Here is an 18,137-nt window from a genome sequence, read left to right as displayed (position 1 = left end):
CATCAACGGATTGTTAATTAAATTCCACAAAATAATATAGCACAATTATTGCCCGTTAATCTTGTACTGTTGAACCGGGTAAAAAAATTAATGAGCAGTTTTTACAGTACATCGATATTAATTTTTATTACGATCCTCAACTGGCAATAAAAAAATCAAAAAGAAACAGTTGAAAACAACGTGTAAATGAAAAGCCAATCAACCATTCTTATTTTTTGTTGTGTGCTCATGCTGTCCTTGTCGGGCTTCAGTTTGTTTCACCGAGGCAAAACGGCGGTGTACAAACCCGTTGCAAAAAAATCGGCTTATTACAAGGTAGTGATCGATAAAAGCAACTATGAGTTGAAAGTGTATGACGAGGAAGGCTGGTTGTTTACCTATCCGGTTGTTTTTGGCACCAGTGAAAAAACAGATAAGATGATGGAAGGCGACCGCCGCACCCCTGAAGGCAATTACCGGATCATCGCTAAAAAAATACATGCAGAATGGGGTCATTTTTTATTGCTCGATTACCCCACACAGACCGATATTGAAAAATTTAATGCACGAAAATCGCAAGGTATTATTCCTCCCTACGCTAAACCGGGTGGCGGCATCGGCATCCATGCAACACGCCGCAACGAAGACCGCTTTGTAGATTATTATTACAACTGGACGCTTGGTTGCATCTCCACCAAGCGTGAGTACGCCAAAGAGCTTTATGATCTGCTACCTGTAGGCACAGAAGTAACCATCTTACGTTAAAATACCGTCTTAAGGGTATACCATTAGCAAACAGGAAGTGCTTTATTTGATTTCAAACTCCACAACATGAAATCAATGAATTTGCTGTTACTCCTGTTTATGGGTAGCAGTCTTACAGTCAATGCTCAAAAACTTTCCAAAGAAGGCACCCACGAAATTTCTAAGAAAGCAAATAAAGGTTATTTGTATGAACCTACTGTCGATGAAGCAAAGAACGAGGTAACCATGAACTATGTTACCAAAGCATCGGGGCGAAAAGCTAAATTTGAAACCTACAAATTTGATCTCGAATTCAACTTTAAAGGAATGGAAGAAAGCGAAGTTCCATTAGAAAAAATCAAAGGGTTTAAAGCAGATAAAGGCGAAGAATATACTGTTGAAGCTGTAACGGTTGAGCCCAACATGTTGGGAACATTGATTCTGAAAAGCAAAACTTACAAACGCAAATGGAACTGGTTTTGGGGTGGCTACGATACCAAAGTTAGTTTTGGAGAAAAAATAAAACCCAAAAGTGATGATGGCGGAAAGTTTCAATACATCGCCCATTCGGAGCAACAGGAAAGCGGCAACATTTTAATTTTTGCCGGCGATAAGGGAACAGGACTCGGTAATGCATTAAAGATGACAACTGAAATTCATATTCTTCGGTTTGATCATGACTTGAATAAGATAAGCGACAATTTGTTGAAGTTTGACTATCCTCAAACTGTGGTTGCCGTTAACACAGATGATCAGGATGATGATAATGATACAGACAGTGATGTATTGCTTCTGTTTGCACCAATGGGTGGGAAAGCTTACAAAAAATCAGCCGATCCTGTTGCAACCAATTACACATTTGTACGGGTAGGAAAAGATGGCACAGTTAAAGAACGCATCAGTGTTGCATCAAAAGCAGGCATCTTCAACGGCAATATGTTTGTAACCATTGGAAGCGATGTACTGATCATGGGAGCCACAGGTGAAAAGACGGATGATTACTTTGATGAAAAATTTGCTGCGCCTGTAAATATGCGTGATGATGAAGTTGAAAAATTCAAAGCCAAGGGATTCCAGGTTGTGAAAATTTCAAACGGAAAAACAGCATTTGTTAGCAACAATACATTGGAAGATTTCGATAAAAAATCGCAATCACCTCCCTCACAAAAAAAGAATCCTGAATACACCGGACGGAAATTCAAAGTGGCTGATATTAAACTTTTAAGCAACGGTGATATTTTATTAGCAGGCCAGAAATATACCAAAGCAAAAGGTGGCGGACATGTAATGAAGTTTGGCAACCTTGGTTCCGTTGGCGGCGGCGGTGGCGGCGCTGAATACGAAGATATCATTATGATGCATTTTGGAAGTAGCGGTGTACTTAAAGCTTCTTACGGAGTAAGAAGAGAAGAAAATGACAAAGAAGCAAAATCATCGCCTAACAATCAATTGATCATGGAAAGCAGCGATGGAAAAACGGTTTACTGGACGATCATGGAAATGAAAGGCTGGAGACAGGAAAAAGAATTGGGTGAAAGCAAGTATAAGTTCCTGATGTATCCCAACGTTGCGAAGATCGATGTTAGCAGTGCGAAAATTGGTGACTTCGTGCAAATGGGACAAGGCAAATCAGACTACTATGTAAATAATAAATATCCATCACTTCCAATTGGTAAAGGGCAAATTGTTTTCCTCGGCGAAAATAAAAGCGGAAAAACATTATGGTTTGCGAAAATGCCGCTGGAATAAAATATACCTCTAATTAAAAATCTTACACGGATCAATATCCAAAATCCACATGTAAGAAAGAGCCCCGACGTAGGTTTCGGGGCTTCTCTTTTTTATAACTTTCCGTTTTTAATTTCATCAACAACTCCTGGATCAAGCAAGGTTGATGTGTCACCAAGATTACTGAGATCGTTCTCAGCGATCTTTCTTAAAATACGCCGCATGATCTTACCGCTTCTTGTTTTGGGTAAGCCACTTACAAACTGAATCTTATCAGGCTTTGCAATAGGGCCGATGATGCGTGTAACTGTTTGCAGAATATCTTTTCGTGTAAGATCTTCATCGCCATGCATGTGTCCATACACAACATAGGCATACACGCCTTGTCCTTTTACATCATGCGGGTAACCAACTACTGCACTTTCAACCACACCTGCATGCATGTTCAATGCGTTTTCAATTTCAGCTGTACCTAAGCGGTGACCACTTACATTCAACACATCATCTACCCTTCCTGTAATGCGATAAAATCCTTCCTCATCTTTCAATGCACCATCACCCGTGAAATATAAATTTTCATACGTTGCAAAATAATTGGTACGGCAACGTTCATGATCACCATACGTTGTGCGAAGTATAGCAGGCCATGGTGCTTTGATACAAAGGTTACCTTTCAAATGACCATGCTCATCTTTCTCTGTTACTTCTTTACCATTCTCATCAACCAATATTGGTTGCACACCCGGCATAGGCAACGTTGCCCAACTTGGTTTAGAAGGTGTAACACCAGCCATATTTGAAATTAAACAACCACCTGTTTCTGTTTGCCACCATGTATCAACAATGGGGCATTTGCCTTTGCCAATATGTTCATCATACCAATGCCATGCTTCTTCGTTAATAGGTTCGCCAACAGTACCCAGTATTTTTAATGAGGAAAGATCTTTTCCTTTCAACGGATCTAAACCAAAGCCCATCAAACTGCGGATGGCTGTTGGTGCCGTGTACAAAATATTTACTTTGTGTTTATCAACAATATCCCAGAAACGTCCTGCATCAGGAAATGTAGGAATACCTTCAAACATCAATGAAGTTGCACCGGCACTTAACGGACCATATAAAATATAACTATGCCCGGTGATCCAGCCAATATCAGCAGTACAAAAATGCACATCACCTTTGTTGTATTGAAATGTATTCACGAATGTATAATTCGTCCAGATCATATACCCTGCACTGCTATGTACTACCCCCTTCGGTTTACCTGTTGATCCGCTTGTGTATAAAATGAACAATGGATCCTCTGCATCCATCTCCTCCGCAGGAAAACTTACCACACCGTTTTTCTCCACCTGGTGTTCTGCAAATTCCATTTCATCTTCCCACCACACATCTCTTCCTTTCAACATTGATACAGGTGTGCGTGTGCGTGTATATACAATTACTTTCTTCACCGTTCTGTTACCGATCAATGCATCATCAATTACACTTTTCAACGGAATATCTTTATTGCCCCGGTATGCACCATCGCATGTAACAATAAATTCTGCCTGCGCATCATACAAACGATCAGCAATACTTTGTGCACTAAAACCACCGAAGATCACACTATGTATTGCACCAATGCGTGCACAACCTAATACAGCGTATGCTAACTCAGGCACCATACCCATATAAATACAAACACGATCACCTTTTTTTACACCATTGTTAATTAACACTTGTGCAAATTGACAAACACGTTTGTGCAATCGGTTATAGGTTACAACACGTACACGTTCTTCCGGATTATTTGGTTCCCAAATAATGGCGGGCTTATCGCCCATTGTTTCCAAATGCCGATCGATACAATTTTCAGTGATGTTCAGTTTGGCTCCTTTGAACCATTCTACTTTTGGTTCTCTGAAATTCCATTCCAATACGCTGTCCCATTTCTTTTTCCATTGAAAATGTTCAGCAATTGAACCCCAGAATGCATCCGGTTCTTCAACACTTTTTTGATAAGCTGCTTTATACTCGTCGTAAGATTTAATTTGGTAAGGATATGACATCATTCATTATTTGGGCCATAAATATAAAAATATTGCAGCCGTATGCAGCGAATTTTATTCAGCAACGGTCTTTTACTTGAAAGAACACAGACAATACCCTATTGATCTGTTCGATGTCTGTTCATATGGTTGGTTTTTTATGAAAGCCCTTGTTGTTTAGCAAGGGCTTTTTGTTTGTAAAGATTCGAATGGTTACTTTTAGCCCTCTTAAGCAAACGATGTTCAAAGCCACTTCTCTCAAAAATTTAATAGCAGTTGTTAGTTTTTTGTTACTCAATCAACAATTGATCGCACAGTGTTCGGGCAACGTATTGTTTTATGAAAATTTTGGCGGAGGTATCAGTTCTCCGTTAACAGGACCAAGACTTCCTGCGGGTGTTACCACTTATAGCTTTGATTCCTTGGGACTTGTTGATGATGGACAATACGGAATTCGAAAGACCACAGCTGATATTGCAACAGGTGGCCGACAATTTGGAGTTTGGCATATTGGTACAGATCGTTCATCAGGCGGCAATATGATGATCGTGAATGCCGATTACACCGCAGGAAAATTTTATGAAACAACTGTAGCCAATCTTTGCTCCGGATCGCAATTGTATTTTTCTGCATGGATCGCTAACCTCATACCTCTTGGTTCTAACAATCCATTGGATCCCATTATTCGCTTTGAGATCAGCAGTGCTACATCAGGCAACGTGTTACAGACGTTTAATACGCCCTCTATTTCACGCTTTAGCAACTTTACCTGGGAGAGATTCGGCTTTCTGTTTGCATTACCTGCCGGTGAAACATCGGTTATCCTACGTATTTTTAATAACCAGGTAGGCGGGCTCGGTAACGATCTTGCACTAGATGATATCGAATTCACCTTATGCGGGCCAACCATGTCATCTTCTGTTAGCGGAACATTACTCAATACAAATGATGCCTGTGTGGGAAGTACTGTTGACCTTAACATCAATGTAGCCGGTGGGTTTTATTCAAACCCTGCTTATCAATGGCAGTTTAATAACGGTACCGGCTGGACGAATATTCCTGCTGCCACTACACCTAACTTATCACTTAGTAATATTCAGAAAGCCGACAGCGGCAATTACCGCTTGCTTGTAGCAGAAGCAGTGAATATCAATTCTAACAACTGCCGCTCTGTTTCACCAATTATTCCGGTAAATGTATTTGCACCCGTTTCACCCATGCTGCAAAGCAATGCACCTGTGTGTGAAACAAAAGATCTGATACTGAATGTTCCTGTTGATGCCATTGCCTATATCTGGACCGCTGATGGAACTCCTTTAAACATGAGCAACGATACGTTGCGTGTAGTAAATGCAACAACCGGAAACAGTGGAATGTATCATGTACGCCTGATCACCAAAGGCGGTTGCTCAAGTGCAGATTCAGTTGCGGTAGTGGTACAATCAAACTTATTACAACGTACGATCCCATTGGATACATTGCTTTGCGATGCGCAAACATTGGATGTAGATGCACAACAACCCACTGCTGTATCGTATTTGTGGAACGATGGGACAACCGCCGCACAACGAACGCTTACTAATACAGGAAGCTATTCATTGCTTACAAGCGATGGGGTGTGCAGCCGCACTGATAGTTTTGTCATCACAAGAAATTTTACACCCACTGTTCAACTTATTGGAGATACAACGCTTTGTGTAAACGAACCCTTAGTATTGAATGCAACGCATCCGTTAGCTGAATTTTATTTATGGAATAATAATGCAACCGACAGCAGCATTACAGTTACGTTGCCCGGCATTTATTCTGTTGCTGTAGGAAACGGATGCGGCATTGCTATTGATGATATTACCGTTGATTATAAAGATTGTGCGGATGTGATTTTTGTACCCAATGCTTTTACACCAAATGGCGACCGGTTGAACGATGTACTCAAAGCAAAAGTTTATTTCCGTATTGATGAATTTGAATTCAGGATCTTTAACCGCTGGGGGCAACTGATCTTTTCAACCAATGATGTAGCCGCAGGCTGGGATGGATTCATCAATAGCCAGAAAGCCCCTCCCGGACAATATGTTTGGACCATCCGTTACAAACGCAACGACAAATCCTTTAACCAAAAAGGAACGGTGCTGCTTATTCCCTGATGCCAATAACAGCAACCAACTGAGTGTGCTGCAATTCATTTATTTTTGACACAAACAAGCGTATGTCGATCGAGGTAAAAAATCTGTTGAAAGTATATGGCACACAAAAAGCTGTGAATGATATTTCTTTTTCTGTGAAGAAGGGAGAGATCGTTGGTTTCCTTGGTCCGAATGGTGCGGGCAAAAGCACTACCATGAAAATGATCACCGGTTACCTGCAGCCGAGCAGTGGAGAAGCCATTGTGTGTGATGTGAAAGTGAATGAAAATCCCATCGACACCAAACAGAAGATCGGCTACTTACCTGAGAGCAATGCGTTGTACTATGAAATGTATGTACGGGAATATCTTGCTTTTATTGCGGAAGTACACAAGGTTGTTACTCCAAAACAAAAAATCGAACATGTGATTCAGCAGGTTGGTTTAACACCCGAAGCACATAAAAAAATAGGGCAGCTTTCAAAAGGATACAAACAGCGTGTTGGTTTGGCTGCCGCACTCATTCATGATCCTGAAGTATTGATCTTAGATGAACCAACAAGTGGACTTGATCCCAACCAGATCATTGAGATACGGGATGTGATCAAACAACTTGGTCAAAACAAAACCGTTTTATTTTCTTCGCATATTTTACAGGAAGTACAAGCTATTTGCGATCGTGTGATCATCATCAACAAAGGAAGTATTGTGGCAGACGATCAGTTATCGAATTTGTTGAAAAAAGTTCATGCAGGCGAAGTGATCCTTGAATTAAAAGAAGAAGTGGATGAATCGTTGTTTCAATCTATTCAAAACTGTATTCGCTTAAACAGCACTACCTGGAAATTCAAAACAGATAATCCTGATGCTGTGAAGAAACAACTGTTACAACTTTCGATCGAAAAAAATCTGAATGTGCTTTCGCTGAAGAGTGATGAGAATTCGTTGGAAGATGTGTTCAGGAGTTTGACAAACTGACGTTGTCTGTTCACCTCCGCAATCTCCCCACCCCCTTCACCAATATCCATCCAATCAACAGCAACATAAGCAAAGCAATAATCACCGGTGCAATAAAACTCAACGCTGTTCCTCCAATTGCTGCTGCATTCTCACCCGTAGATACCACCACATTGCCAGTACCTGCTGTGGCCTTGGAAGAAAACAAACGCAACAATCCGGTCCCGGCTTGCACTGTTCCCGCAGCACCACCTCCGGCAACAATCGCCAATATCCATTTCAACAACGGAGTAAATTCTGCAATCGGTAAAAATGATGCAGCTAAAATTGTTCCTGCTGCAACAGCTAACGGAGTAGCGATCGTATCCAGCAGGTTATCGACAAACGGAATATAATAAGCACCAATTTCTAACACCGCTGCTGTTCCAAAACAAAGTACGGCCGGCAAGCTGCCCACCCATTGCATATCAGCAGGCAGGTTGAACCATTGCTGCCATGCAGCAAAGCTGGCACCCAACATAGGCACAAATACCCGAAAGCCACAGCATGCGCTGAGAGCAATGCCCATTGCAACAGAAGTAAGTAATGTTGTATCCATACAATCGTTTGTTGTACTTAAAAATAATCATTTCACTGCTCATAACTCTTTGCTGCTGCCGCTGAAAGTCTTTTCTTTGCAGCGAAAAGAAAGCTGCACGCTCTTTGCTACATGCTGCACGCTTTGTAACAACTGCAAACATTAACTACAAACTGAATTTTATGAGCTTTATCGCCGACATTCATGCAAGACAAATTCTCGACAGCCGTGGTAACCCAACTGTTGAAGTAGATGTAATTACCGAAAACGGAATTCTTGGCCGTGCTGCTGTTCCAAGCGGTGCAAGCACTGGTATACATGAGGCAGTTGAACTGCGTGATGGAGATAAAAGCAAATACATGGGTCGTGGTGTATTGAAAGCTGTAACAAATGTGAATGAAGTTATTGCCGATCAACTCATCGGTATTGATGTTACACGCCAGGCGTATATCGATTCACTTCTGCTGAAAATTGACGGTACTGATAACAAAAGCAATCTTGGTGCAAACGCAACATTGGCTGTAAGTATGGCCGTTGCAAAAGCAGCCGCTGAAGAAAGTGGATTACCCTTGTACCGTTACCTCGGTGGTGTAAACAGTACTGTGTTACCTATTCCCATGATGAATATCATGAACGGTGGTGCACATGCCGATAACAAAATTGATTTCCAGGAATTCATGGTGATCCCTGTTGGTGCTACATCATTCAGTGAAGGATTACGTTGGGGTGTGGAGATTTTCCATCACCTGAAATCTGTATTAAAGAAAAAAGGATTCAGTACAAACGTAGGTGATGAAGGTGGTTTTGCTCCTGAAATTCAAAGCAACGAAGAAGCGATTGAAACTGTACTGGAAGCGATCACTGCGGCAGGTTACAAACCGGGCGAGCAAGTAGCGATTGGTATGGATGCTGCTTCCAGCGAAATGTATGATGGTGCTACAAAAACCTATAAGTTTTACAAAAGCAATCCTTCGAAAGTGATCAGCAGCGATGAAATGGTTGCATACTGGACAGAGTGGGTGAATAAATATCCCATCATTTCAATTGAAGATGGTATGGCAGAAGAAGATTGGGAAGGATGGAAAAAACACACCGATGCAATTGGCAGCAGAATTCAATTAGTAGGTGATGATCTGTTTGTAACGAATACCAAAATTTTAAAAAGAGGAATTGATACAGGAACTGCTAACGCTATCCTGATCAAAGTAAACCAGATCGGTACCGTTACGGAAACCATCAACGCTGTACAAATGGCGCAGAATGCAGGTTACAATACGGTGATGAGTCATAGAAGTGGTGAAACAGAAGATACAACAATTGCTGACCTGGCAGTTGCATTGAATTGCGGACAGATCAAAACCGGTTCAGCTTCTCGTACCGACCGTATGGCGAAGTACAACCAACTCATCCGCATCGAAGAAATGCTGGGTGAGAATGCAATTTATCCAAACGGAAAGATTAAATTTGGTAAGTAACTTTAGTTGATAGTTCATGGTTCATAGCAGAACACTATGAACCATGAACTATCAACCATTAACAAAATGAAATTTCTAACTCACATACCGCCCATTCTGAAAAACAAATACGTTTTAACCATTATTGGTTTTGCGGTGTGGATGTTATTTGTGGACCGGAACGATTTTCTCACACAGGTGAACCGTTACCGCAAACTGTCTGAACTGAAGAGCAATACTTCTTATTTCAACCAGAAGATCGAAACGGCCAAAACCGAGCTGGAAAACAGGCAAAAAGACCCGGCCGCCTACGAGCGCCTTGCCCGTGAGAAGTATTACATGAAAAAGGATAATGAGGACGTTTTCCTCTTTGAGGAATAAAAACAGCCCGCCCCGTACAATACAAGTTTACCAACAGCGTTTAATAGCAAAGCAGATCCTTTGAGAAGCCCCTACGCATAAAAACAGGATTGCTTATGACACATAAATTTACGCCGGAAGACTTGTTACAATATCTCTACAAAGAAACAACCGCTGAACAGAATGCCGCTATCGAACAGGCAATGGCTGAAGACTGGACCCTCCGGGAAAAGTTTGAGGTAATCAAAAAAGCGGCACAACGGCTTACCAATTTCAGATTTTCACCCCGTACAGAAACGGTGTTGAATGTGCTGAAATATGCCAACAAGGACATGGCAGCCACTGATCTTTCTGCATCAAACTGATCTTTCCCTAATTTCGCCGTCATTCCAAATTCAGAATGACAACTAAAGAGCGTTACCAATCGGTTATTGATTATTTTTCGGTACATGCACCCGATGCGGAAACGGAGTTGCTGTACGATAATCCTTTTCAGTTACTCGTGGCCGTTATTCTTAGTGCCCAATGCACCGATAAACGGGTAAACCTGACAACTCCTTCCATCTTCGAAAAATATCCTGATGCTGAAAGCATGAGCAAGGCAACCTTTGATGAATTGTTTCCTCTCATTAAGAGCATTTCGTACCCCAATAATAAAACCAAACACTTGATCGGTATGGCACAAAAGCTCGTGCATGAGTTTAACGGTGAAGTGCCGTTAACTGTTGAGGAATTGATCAAATTACCGGGTGTTGGACGAAAAACAGCCAACGTCATTACTTCTGTGGTGGATGCACAACCAAATATGGCGGTGGATACACATGTGTTTCGTGTGAGTAAGCGCATTGGACTGGTGAAACAAACGGCTACTACTCCGTTAGCAGTAGAAAAAGAGCTCATCAAACATTTCCCTACCGAGCTGGTGTACAAAGCACATCATTGGCTCATTTTACATGGCCGTTATATTTGTATAGCACGAAATCCCAAATGCAGGGAATGTGGCTTGCAGCAAGCCTGTAAGTATTTTCAAAAGAATAATAAATAGTTCCGCTTTTTTCTCCGTGTACTTTGTGCATTATTTCGTTTGCTTTGTAATACAAATTAGCACAGCGAACACAAAGGCTTTTCACAAAGGACACAAAGAAGAACGACAAATCTATTGTTTCGGGAAATGTGCAATCAACTCCACTTCCAGTTTTGCATCGGGCATAAATAACCGAACAATTTGCACCCAGGTAGCTGCAGGGAAATCGCCTTTGTAAAATTGCTTGCGTACATGGTTGAGTAGTTTCATCGCTTCTATATCAGTCGTGTATAAATTTTCTTTTACTACATGCTGAAAGGTTAATCCATATTGTTTGAGTGAACGTTCCAAACCTGCATATACCTGCTTGACTCCTTTTTCACTTAGTTCAGTAGTTACAGTTCCGGAGAGATATAACACATCCCCTACTTTCAATGTCTGCGCATATCCGGCCGATGTATCCTGTTTGTTGGGATTGCCCCAATGCCATTTTTCTTTTATAATAGGGGCGGTTGTTTGTTGCGCCGAAGCTGTTATTGAAAAGACCACGGCAACGACGAAAATGAAATAGCTGTTCATGACGATAGGTTTTAACTGTAAAGTAAAAAATTGCAGCCGGTAACAAAAACAAAAAATCCATCAGCGGTTCACTGATGGATTCAAGACTTATGTAAAGTAAGAACAATTACAAATACTGTTGCAACTCTTCGATCAATTCACCTTTTGTAATAGGTACACCTTTGATCTTGTTGTAACCTTTTGCATCTACAAAATAAACGTCACGAATAATTTTGATCAACTGTCCGTTATTGATCTCGGGGATCAATACGGTTTCATAATTGCTCAATATTTCTCCAAGGTTGCGTGGGAACGGACGGATATAACGGAGATGTGCATGCGCTACCGATTTCCCCTGCACCTGTAATTCTGCACAGGCACTTTTAATAGCACCGTACGTACTGCCCCATCCAAGGATGAGCACTTTTCCTTTTTCAGGACCACTGTCTAATTGCTGTACAGGAATATGATCAGCAATTTTATCAACCTTTGCCTGTCTTGTTTTCACCATGTGCTGGTGGTTATCAGCATCGTAACTGATGTTACCGGTAATATCCTGTTTTTCCAATCCGCCAATGCGATGTTCCAAGCCGGGTGTACCGGGTATGGCCCATGGACGAACTAATTTATCATCACGTTTGTACGGTTGTAATTTTTCTTCGCCTTCATCCAATCCCTGTTTGAATTTTACATGGATCTCAGGAAGGTCGGCGCTTTGCGGAAACTTCCACGGTTCAGCACCGTTCGCAATATACCCATCGCTTAAAAAGATAACAGGCGTCATGTGCTGTACCGAAATTCGGGCCGCTTCATACACCGCATCAAAACAATCGGCAGGTGTGGAAGCAGAAATGATCGGCATCGGACATTCGCCATTGCGTCCGTAATACGCCTGCATCAGATCACTTTGTTCTGTTTTGGTGGGTAAACCGGTTGACGGTCCGCCACGTTGGATATTAATAATGAGCAACGGAATTTCAAGCATCACTGCCAAACCCATCGCTTCACCTTTTAATGCAATACCGGGACCACTGCTGGTAGTTACTGCCAGCGATCCGCCATAGGCTGCACCAATTGCTGACGTAATAGCTGCGATTTCATCTTCGGCCTGGAATGTTTTTACACCAAACGATTTGTACTTACTCAGGTCGTGCAAAATATCAGAAGCCGGAGTAATGGGGTACGAACCGAGGAATAATTGCAGTCCGCTTTTTTGCGAAGCAGCGATCAACCCAAAGCTTACTGCCTGGTTACCCATCACGGAACGGTACATGCCCGGTTCCATTTTTGCCTTCTCTACTTTATAGGTGGTGGTAAATGTTTCGGTAGTATCGCCATAATTATAACCGGCCTGTAATACACGAATGTTGCTTTCCAGTATTTCCGGTTTCTTACCAAACTTCTCCCGCAGGAATGAAATGGTATTCTCCATATCACGGTTGTACATCCAGTACAAAAAGCCCAGCACAAACATATTTTTTGCACGGTCTTTTTCTTTCATGCCCATCGTAATATCGGCCAATGCTTCACGTGTAAGCTTTGTAACATCGATCTTAATCACCTCATAGTTAGTGAGACTGTCGTTTTCGAGTGGGTTTACACCTTCGGGATAATTTGCAAGGCGCAAATTTTTTGCATCGAAGCCATCTGTATTGGCAATGATCTTTCCACCTTTTTTAATAGCGGTAAGATTTGCTTTGAGGGCAGCTGCATTCATGGCCACCAACACATCGCACTCATCGCCGGGGGTAAACACATTATCACTGCTGAAACGCAGTTGATAACCACTTACACCAGCCAGGGTTCCTTGTGGGGCACGAATTTCGGCAGGAAAATCGGGGAAGGTGGCAAGGTCAATTCCCATCAACGCCGTATTATTGGTAAACTGGCTGCCTGTTAACTGCATACCATCACCACTGTCTCCTGCAAACTTGATAACTACATCGTTTAATACTTCCTGAGTTCTTGTCATAGCAACGCAAAGTTAGGTGTGCCCAAGCTATGAAAAAATTTAACTCGTCTGTTATTATCCTGATTTTTTTCATAGGTCAGGTAATTGAAAACCTGTAATTTCCCAGCATACGGGTTGCCGGGAATTCTGCGGGCAATTACAGGGCTTCCGTTGTTTATATTGATAATGCAAGGTCATGGGTAAACAAGACTCCGAAACATTGGTAGAAAAAGCAATGAGGGTACGAAGCAATCGTACAAACCCTGATGCACCACTTACTCCGTATGAAAAAGCAAAAGCTTATCGTGAACGGCGCATTTCGTTTTATGCGTTATTGAAAGATGCTTTTCTGATGTTGATAGGAATTTTCTCTGCCGCCTTTGGCTTAAAAGGATTTTTAATACCTAACCGGTTTATTGATGGTGGCGCCACCGGTATTGCCCTGCTTACCAACGAACTTTCAAAAATTCCATTTCCGCTGTTGCTGCTGCTGGTAAACGCCCCTTTTGTTTTGTTTGGTTACCGCATACTCGGCAAAGTATTTTTTATCAAAACAACCATCGCCATTATTACACTGGCATTGGTAACAGCTTTTGTAAGTTTTCCGCAGGTAACCGATGATAAATTATTGGTGGCCATTTTTGGTGGATTCTTTTTAGGTGCCGGTATTGGCTTTGCTATTCGTGGTGGATCGGTGATCGATGGTACGGAAGTAATGGCGTTGTTTGTAAGTAAAAAGATCGGTGGGTCGGTGGGTGATGTGATCCTGATCATTAATGTAATGGTGTTTTCAGTTGCCGCTTATATTCTGTCGATCGATACAGCGATGTATGCACTTATTACTTACCTCGCCGCTGCAAAAACAGTTGATTTTGTGGCCGAAGGAATTGAAGAATACACAGGTGTTACCATTATTTCAACACATAGTGAAGAGATCAGCCGTATGGTGACGCATCAACTTGGACGTGGTGTAACAGTGTATAAAGGGAAAGGTGGTTTTGGCACGAAAGGATATGCTGATGAACGTGATATTATTTATTCGGTTGTTACACGTTTGGAAATTAACCGCATTAAAACAGAAGTACATAAAATTGATCCCAACGCTTTCATGGTGATGAGCAGTATTAAAGATGTAAAAGGCGGATTGATCAAGAAACGCCGGTTGAAAGGGAATTAACTATGAACGCTCTACTTTTTATTACTGATTGCGTGCAACAGCAATCTTAAATACCCGCATAGAATCATTATTAACTGCAGCAAGGATTCTTTTTTCTCCGTTTGTTAAGCGAATGAGCGACATGTCCTTTACATCACCATTTAAAATAAACCCACTTTTTGCAGGGGGAACTGACTGAAAGGATCTATTACTACTTCCGCGAAGAAAACAACCGTAAGACGCATCATATCTTCCTGTGATTACCTCGGTTTGGTATTCATTACCTGCCAGCAAAAGGTCTTTGAATCCATCGTTATCGATATCATCACAGATAATGGCATTAACCGGCGAAAATTGTGCTTCTACCGGCAACACATGTTTCACAAATTTACCATTGCCCGTATTTTCAAAATAACAAGTCCTTGTTTCATTACAATGCAACTGCAAAATTTTATCGGCTGCTTTTCCTTTAAATATATCTTGGTAAGTAGCGTGTGCATAATCCTTATTGAAAAGAAATTGTTTTTTTATAGCAGGTACCTGCTCAGCAAAGCGGCCCCTGCTGACGGCGGGATACAAATGCTTCACAGCATCCGCTCCTTTTATGTAGTAGAATAAAAAAGGATCGATACTGCCGTTACCATCAAAATCAGTTGCAAATAATTGCATGGGTTCATTCGGACTAACCTTGTATTCACAATTCAATCCAAGGTTGCCTGCAACAAGATCCATGTCTCCATCATTATCCATATCGCTGGCAATTAAACTACGCCACATTCCATTTATTTGAGTTAGCCCCGTAGCAGCTGTTACATCAATTAATTTTCCTTGAGTGTTTTTAAAAAATTGTACGGGCATCCATTCTCCTGCAATAACAAGGTCTGTTTGCTGATCATTATCAAAATCAGTCCACACCGCAGCAGTAACCATTCCGGGTGTTTGCAAAGCGGGACAAACTTTTGCAGTAACATCGGCAAAAATGCCACGGTTATTGTGGAGTAAAAAACTTTTAGGAGACTGTGGATATTTTTTCGACACCCTGCCTGCAATGAATAGATCGGGGTAGCCATCGCCGTCATAATCACCAACGCTTACACAGCCCGCAATCGTTCTTACTGAATCAGGAATGGCGCTACTCTGCAATGTGAAATTACCCTTGCCATCATTTGTATATAACCGTGGTTTATAGTAAACTGAATTTTCTTCAAATTGCATACCGCCGTACGTAACCAATAAGTCGTTATCACCATCTTTATCTGCATCAAATAAAATACAATCCTGTTCTTCTTCAAACTTAATACTGTCGGTAAGATTTTTTGAAATAAATATTGCTCCGGGCTTTTGTATGAAAAATTTTCCGGAAAAGTTAAATGCAGCACCAATAAAAAAATCTGTTGTGCCATCATTATTGATATCGCCGGTAGTAATAAACGGCCCCATTTGAGAATATTTTTGCGGCAATAATTGTTGAGATGTATAATCGTTAAAGGGATTTTCCTGATGTTTATAGAACAAATCGCTCTGCCCTGTTATATCTGAAAAAAGATACGATGGAAATACTACATCAACCTCATCAACAACAGCGTTTTTCCATGCAAGTACAATCGTTGTATCAGCCTTTACATTTTCTAAGACCTGTTTTTTCCCATCGGGCCACACGATCACAAGTGAATCTGCATGATCATGTTGTCCTAATCCAAAAACAAGTTGCTGATCTACTGATGAGAAATATCCACGAACAGGATTTTGTTCCTGCAGTTGCACTTTGCCGCCTGTATGTACAAACAGTTTTGCGCCAAATCCTTTCCTGTTAAGACTGTCTCCGTTTAATTGCACACTTAAGGAATGAGAAGTTGGAGCTTTGTTTTTTTGATAGGTATTGTTAATGAAAACAAATGCCGCTTTATTAATATTATTTACAACCAGGTCGAGATCGCCATCATTATCCAAATCGGCATAAGCTGCACCATTCGACATGGAAGGTTCGTTCACTCCTGCACTTTCAGAGTGATCTGAAAAGCTGAGATCTTTATTGTTGATGTATAAATAATTTGGCAGGTTAACATTTTCTAATGAAGCCAGTTTTTTTCTGATCGCTTTTTGTTGTTCTTCTCTTGTTTGGTTGCTATTGAATATCCCATTACTGAACTCCAGAAAATCGGCATCAATAAAATCTCTCCCAATACCATTGGTGACATGCATATCTTTCCACCCATCATTATTAAAATCAGCCAGCAATACACTCCAGCTCCAATCGGTTGCATGTATTCCGCTCAATCTTCCTATTTCACTAAAAAAAGGAATACCGGTAGTTCCTGAGTTTAAGTTACCATTATTCAACTGTAGCATGTTGCGCATAAATTCCGGTTCATAACCCATCCTTCTTTCCGATTCATACCGATCATAATTCATGAACGAGAGAGAGGTCTTTTTCCGTTCATTCGTTTCCGGCAGCATATCCAGTGTAACGATATCTGTTAAGGCATCATTATTCATATCAGCAGCATCAGATCCCATACTTGAATACGACTGATGCTGAATTGCCTTGTCGATACAATTGGTAAAACTTCCGTTGCGGTTATTAAGCCATAATTCGTCGTTGGATATAAAATCATTTGCTACATAAATATCCGGCCAGCCATCATTATTAAAATCACTAACGGATACGCCCAACCCATATCCATCTTCTTTTATTCCCGCCGCAATTGATACATCGGTAAAAACAGGATGTCCTGTATTTGCACTATCGCCCTCATTGCGGTAGAGTTTATCATTCGCAGGTGAAAATCCGCTTTTATCTCTCGGGAAAATCGTATTCGAATTTTTTGTACTCAGCAAGTAATTTACAAGAAACATATCCAGGTCGCCATCTCTGTCATAATCAAAAAAAGCTGCCTGTGTTGAGTAACCGACATCTGCAAGTCCATATGCTTCTGCTTCTTCTTTAAATGTAAGATTCCCTTGGTTGATGAATAAGAGATTTTTTGAACGATGCATCAGATCCTTACCAAATACACAAACATAGATATCATCGAAGCCATCCTGGTTAACATCAACAATGCTTACACCTGTACACCAGACATTGGTACCAATGCCTGCTTTTTTTGTGATATCATCAAACTGATTGTTTCCTTTATTGATGTACAACTGGCTGCTTACCTGGTTTCCGGCGAAAAAAATATCCTTTAATCCATCATTATTAAAATCGCCAATGCCCACACCGCCGCCCATATAACCAAACTCGTTGATGAAAGAGTAGGAAGAGTCGTTGTCGTGGATATCATTACTAAAATTGATACCCGACGCTGTTGCCGAAAGCTGTGTAAACAACGTGTCTTTTTGTTGGCGATTACACGACAGTAATAAAATGATGCCGATAAAAAAAATAAACTGTTTCGAATAGTTGACAAGCTCTTTCATGCAGGACGACAAGTTATAGTTTAAAAAATCAGGGCGAGAGACCGGTAAAAAAAATAGAGGCTAAGAATAGCCTC

Annotated in this window: 14 protein-coding genes; 9 read left to right on the top strand and 5 right to left on the bottom strand. The window is 41.2% G+C overall.

The features are described 5' to 3' along the window. Positions 1–186: 186 nt before the first annotated feature. Positions 187–744, top strand: coding sequence for a L,D-transpeptidase family protein (locus tag WG989_RS08190; RefSeq protein WP_340428605.1), 558 nt, complete (start codon positions 187–189; stop codon positions 742–744). A 66-nt stretch (positions 745–810) separates the two neighbouring features. Beyond that, entirely contained in the window at positions 811–2,472 is a 1,662-nt protein-coding gene (locus WG989_RS08185; protein WP_340428604.1) for a restriction endonuclease subunit S domain-containing protein, read from the top strand. 92 nt (positions 2,473–2,564) lie between these two features. Here the strand turns inward: WG989_RS08185 and acs are convergent, their stop codons facing one another. Beyond that, positions 2,565–4,502 (bottom strand): acetate--CoA ligase, encoded by a 1,938-nt coding sequence (gene acs, locus WG989_RS08180; protein ID WP_340428603.1) that lies wholly within the window; start codon positions 4,500–4,502, stop codon positions 2,565–2,567. A 218-nt stretch (positions 4,503–4,720) separates the two neighbouring features. Here acs and WG989_RS08175 point away from each other — a divergent pair, with 218 nt between their 5' ends. Beyond that, the gene (locus WG989_RS08175) at positions 4,721–6,628 is read left to right on the top strand and encodes a T9SS type B sorting domain-containing protein (protein ID WP_340428601.1); all 1,908 of its coding nucleotides are present in this window, start codon (positions 4,721–4,723) and stop codon (positions 6,626–6,628) included. Positions 6,629–6,690: 62 nt separating this feature from the next. Beyond that, positions 6,691–7,584 carry a gliding motility-associated ABC transporter ATP-binding subunit GldA gene (gene gldA, locus WG989_RS08170; protein ID WP_340428599.1) on the top strand — a complete coding sequence of 298 codons (894 nt, stop codon included), beginning with the start codon at positions 6,691–6,693 and terminating at the stop codon, positions 7,582–7,584. Between the two features lie 10 nt (positions 7,585–7,594). On the opposite strand, the gene WG989_RS08165 is transcribed toward gldA, so the two are convergent. Further along, complete coding sequence (locus tag WG989_RS08165) at positions 7,595–8,161, bottom strand: DUF4126 domain-containing protein (protein WP_340428597.1); 567 nt, start codon at positions 8,159–8,161, stop codon at positions 7,595–7,597. 161 nt (positions 8,162–8,322) lie between these two features. On the opposite strand from WG989_RS08165, the gene eno reads away from it, so the two are divergent. The 4 genes from eno to nth all read left to right on the top strand — a co-directional run bounded on the left by eno (position 8,323) and on the right by nth (position 10,999). Continuing rightward, complete coding sequence (gene eno / locus WG989_RS08160; RefSeq protein ID WP_340428596.1) at positions 8,323–9,615, top strand: phosphopyruvate hydratase; 1,293 nt, start codon at positions 8,323–8,325, stop codon at positions 9,613–9,615. Positions 9,616–9,681: 66 nt separating this feature from the next. Continuing rightward, a complete protein-coding gene (locus WG989_RS08155; RefSeq protein WP_340428595.1) occupies positions 9,682–9,975 on the top strand; it encodes an FtsB family cell division protein in 294 nt (97 codons plus the stop codon). A gap of 95 nt (positions 9,976–10,070) precedes the next feature. After that, positions 10,071–10,319: a hypothetical protein gene (locus WG989_RS08150; RefSeq protein ID WP_340428593.1), complete on the top strand. Its 249-nt coding sequence runs from the start codon at positions 10,071–10,073 to the stop codon at positions 10,317–10,319. 35 nt (positions 10,320–10,354) lie between these two features. After that, positions 10,355–10,999, top strand: coding sequence for an endonuclease III (nth, locus tag WG989_RS08145; RefSeq protein ID WP_340428591.1), 645 nt, complete (start codon positions 10,355–10,357; stop codon positions 10,997–10,999). A 111-nt stretch (positions 11,000–11,110) separates the two neighbouring features. Here the strand turns inward: nth and WG989_RS08140 are convergent, their stop codons facing one another. Together WG989_RS08140 and WG989_RS08135 are read right to left on the bottom strand one after the other, a co-directional pair. Then, positions 11,111–11,557 carry a RidA family protein gene (locus WG989_RS08140; protein ID WP_340428589.1) on the bottom strand — a complete coding sequence of 149 codons (447 nt, stop codon included), beginning with the start codon at positions 11,555–11,557 and terminating at the stop codon, positions 11,111–11,113. A 106-nt stretch (positions 11,558–11,663) separates the two neighbouring features. Then, complete coding sequence (locus WG989_RS08135) at positions 11,664–13,508, bottom strand: 2-oxoacid:acceptor oxidoreductase subunit alpha (RefSeq protein WP_340428587.1); 1,845 nt, start codon at positions 13,506–13,508, stop codon at positions 11,664–11,666. A 175-nt stretch (positions 13,509–13,683) separates the two neighbouring features. On the opposite strand from WG989_RS08135, the gene WG989_RS08130 reads away from it, so the two are divergent. Then, a complete protein-coding gene (locus WG989_RS08130; RefSeq protein WP_340428585.1) occupies positions 13,684–14,664 on the top strand; it encodes a YitT family protein in 981 nt (326 codons plus the stop codon). Positions 14,665–14,685: 21 nt separating this feature from the next. On the opposite strand, the gene WG989_RS08125 is transcribed toward WG989_RS08130, so the two are convergent. Then, entirely contained in the window at positions 14,686–18,063 is a 3,378-nt protein-coding gene (locus WG989_RS08125) for a VCBS repeat-containing protein (RefSeq protein ID WP_340428584.1), read from the bottom strand. Positions 18,064–18,137: the final 74 nt, after the last annotated feature.

The sequence above is a fragment of the Lacibacter sp. H407 genome (genome assembly GCF_037892605.1).
GTDB lineage: Bacteria > Bacteroidota > Bacteroidia > Chitinophagales > Chitinophagaceae > Lacibacter.
This window is presented reverse-complemented; position numbering and strand designations above follow the sequence as displayed.

Coding starts and splice junctions, on each gene's coding strand:
- WG989_RS08190 (WP_340428605.1), top strand. CDS start 187: ATGAAAAGCCAATCAACCATTCTTATTTTTTGTTGTGTGCTCATGCTG.
- WG989_RS08185 (WP_340428604.1), top strand. CDS start 811: ATGAAATCAATGAATTTGCTGTTACTCCTGTTTATGGGTAGCAGTCTT.
- acs (WP_340428603.1), bottom strand. CDS start 4,502: ATGTCATATCCTTACCAAATTAAATCTTACGACGAGTATAAAGCAGCT.
- WG989_RS08175 (WP_340428601.1), top strand. CDS start 4,721: ATGTTCAAAGCCACTTCTCTCAAAAATTTAATAGCAGTTGTTAGTTTT.
- gldA (WP_340428599.1), top strand. CDS start 6,691: ATGTCGATCGAGGTAAAAAATCTGTTGAAAGTATATGGCACACAAAAA.
- WG989_RS08165 (WP_340428597.1), bottom strand. CDS start 8,161: ATGGATACAACATTACTTACTTCTGTTGCAATGGGCATTGCTCTCAGC.
- eno (WP_340428596.1), top strand. CDS start 8,323: ATGAGCTTTATCGCCGACATTCATGCAAGACAAATTCTCGACAGCCGT.
- WG989_RS08155 (WP_340428595.1), top strand. CDS start 9,682: ATGAAATTTCTAACTCACATACCGCCCATTCTGAAAAACAAATACGTT.
- WG989_RS08150 (WP_340428593.1), top strand. CDS start 10,071: ATGACACATAAATTTACGCCGGAAGACTTGTTACAATATCTCTACAAA.
- nth (WP_340428591.1), top strand. CDS start 10,355: ATGACAACTAAAGAGCGTTACCAATCGGTTATTGATTATTTTTCGGTA.
- WG989_RS08140 (WP_340428589.1), bottom strand. CDS start 11,557: ATGAACAGCTATTTCATTTTCGTCGTTGCCGTGGTCTTTTCAATAACA.
- WG989_RS08135 (WP_340428587.1), bottom strand. CDS start 13,508: ATGACAAGAACTCAGGAAGTATTAAACGATGTAGTTATCAAGTTTGCA.
- WG989_RS08130 (WP_340428585.1), top strand. CDS start 13,684: ATGGGTAAACAAGACTCCGAAACATTGGTAGAAAAAGCAATGAGGGTA.
- WG989_RS08125 (WP_340428584.1), bottom strand. CDS start 18,063: ATGAAAGAGCTTGTCAACTATTCGAAACAGTTTATTTTTTTTATCGGC.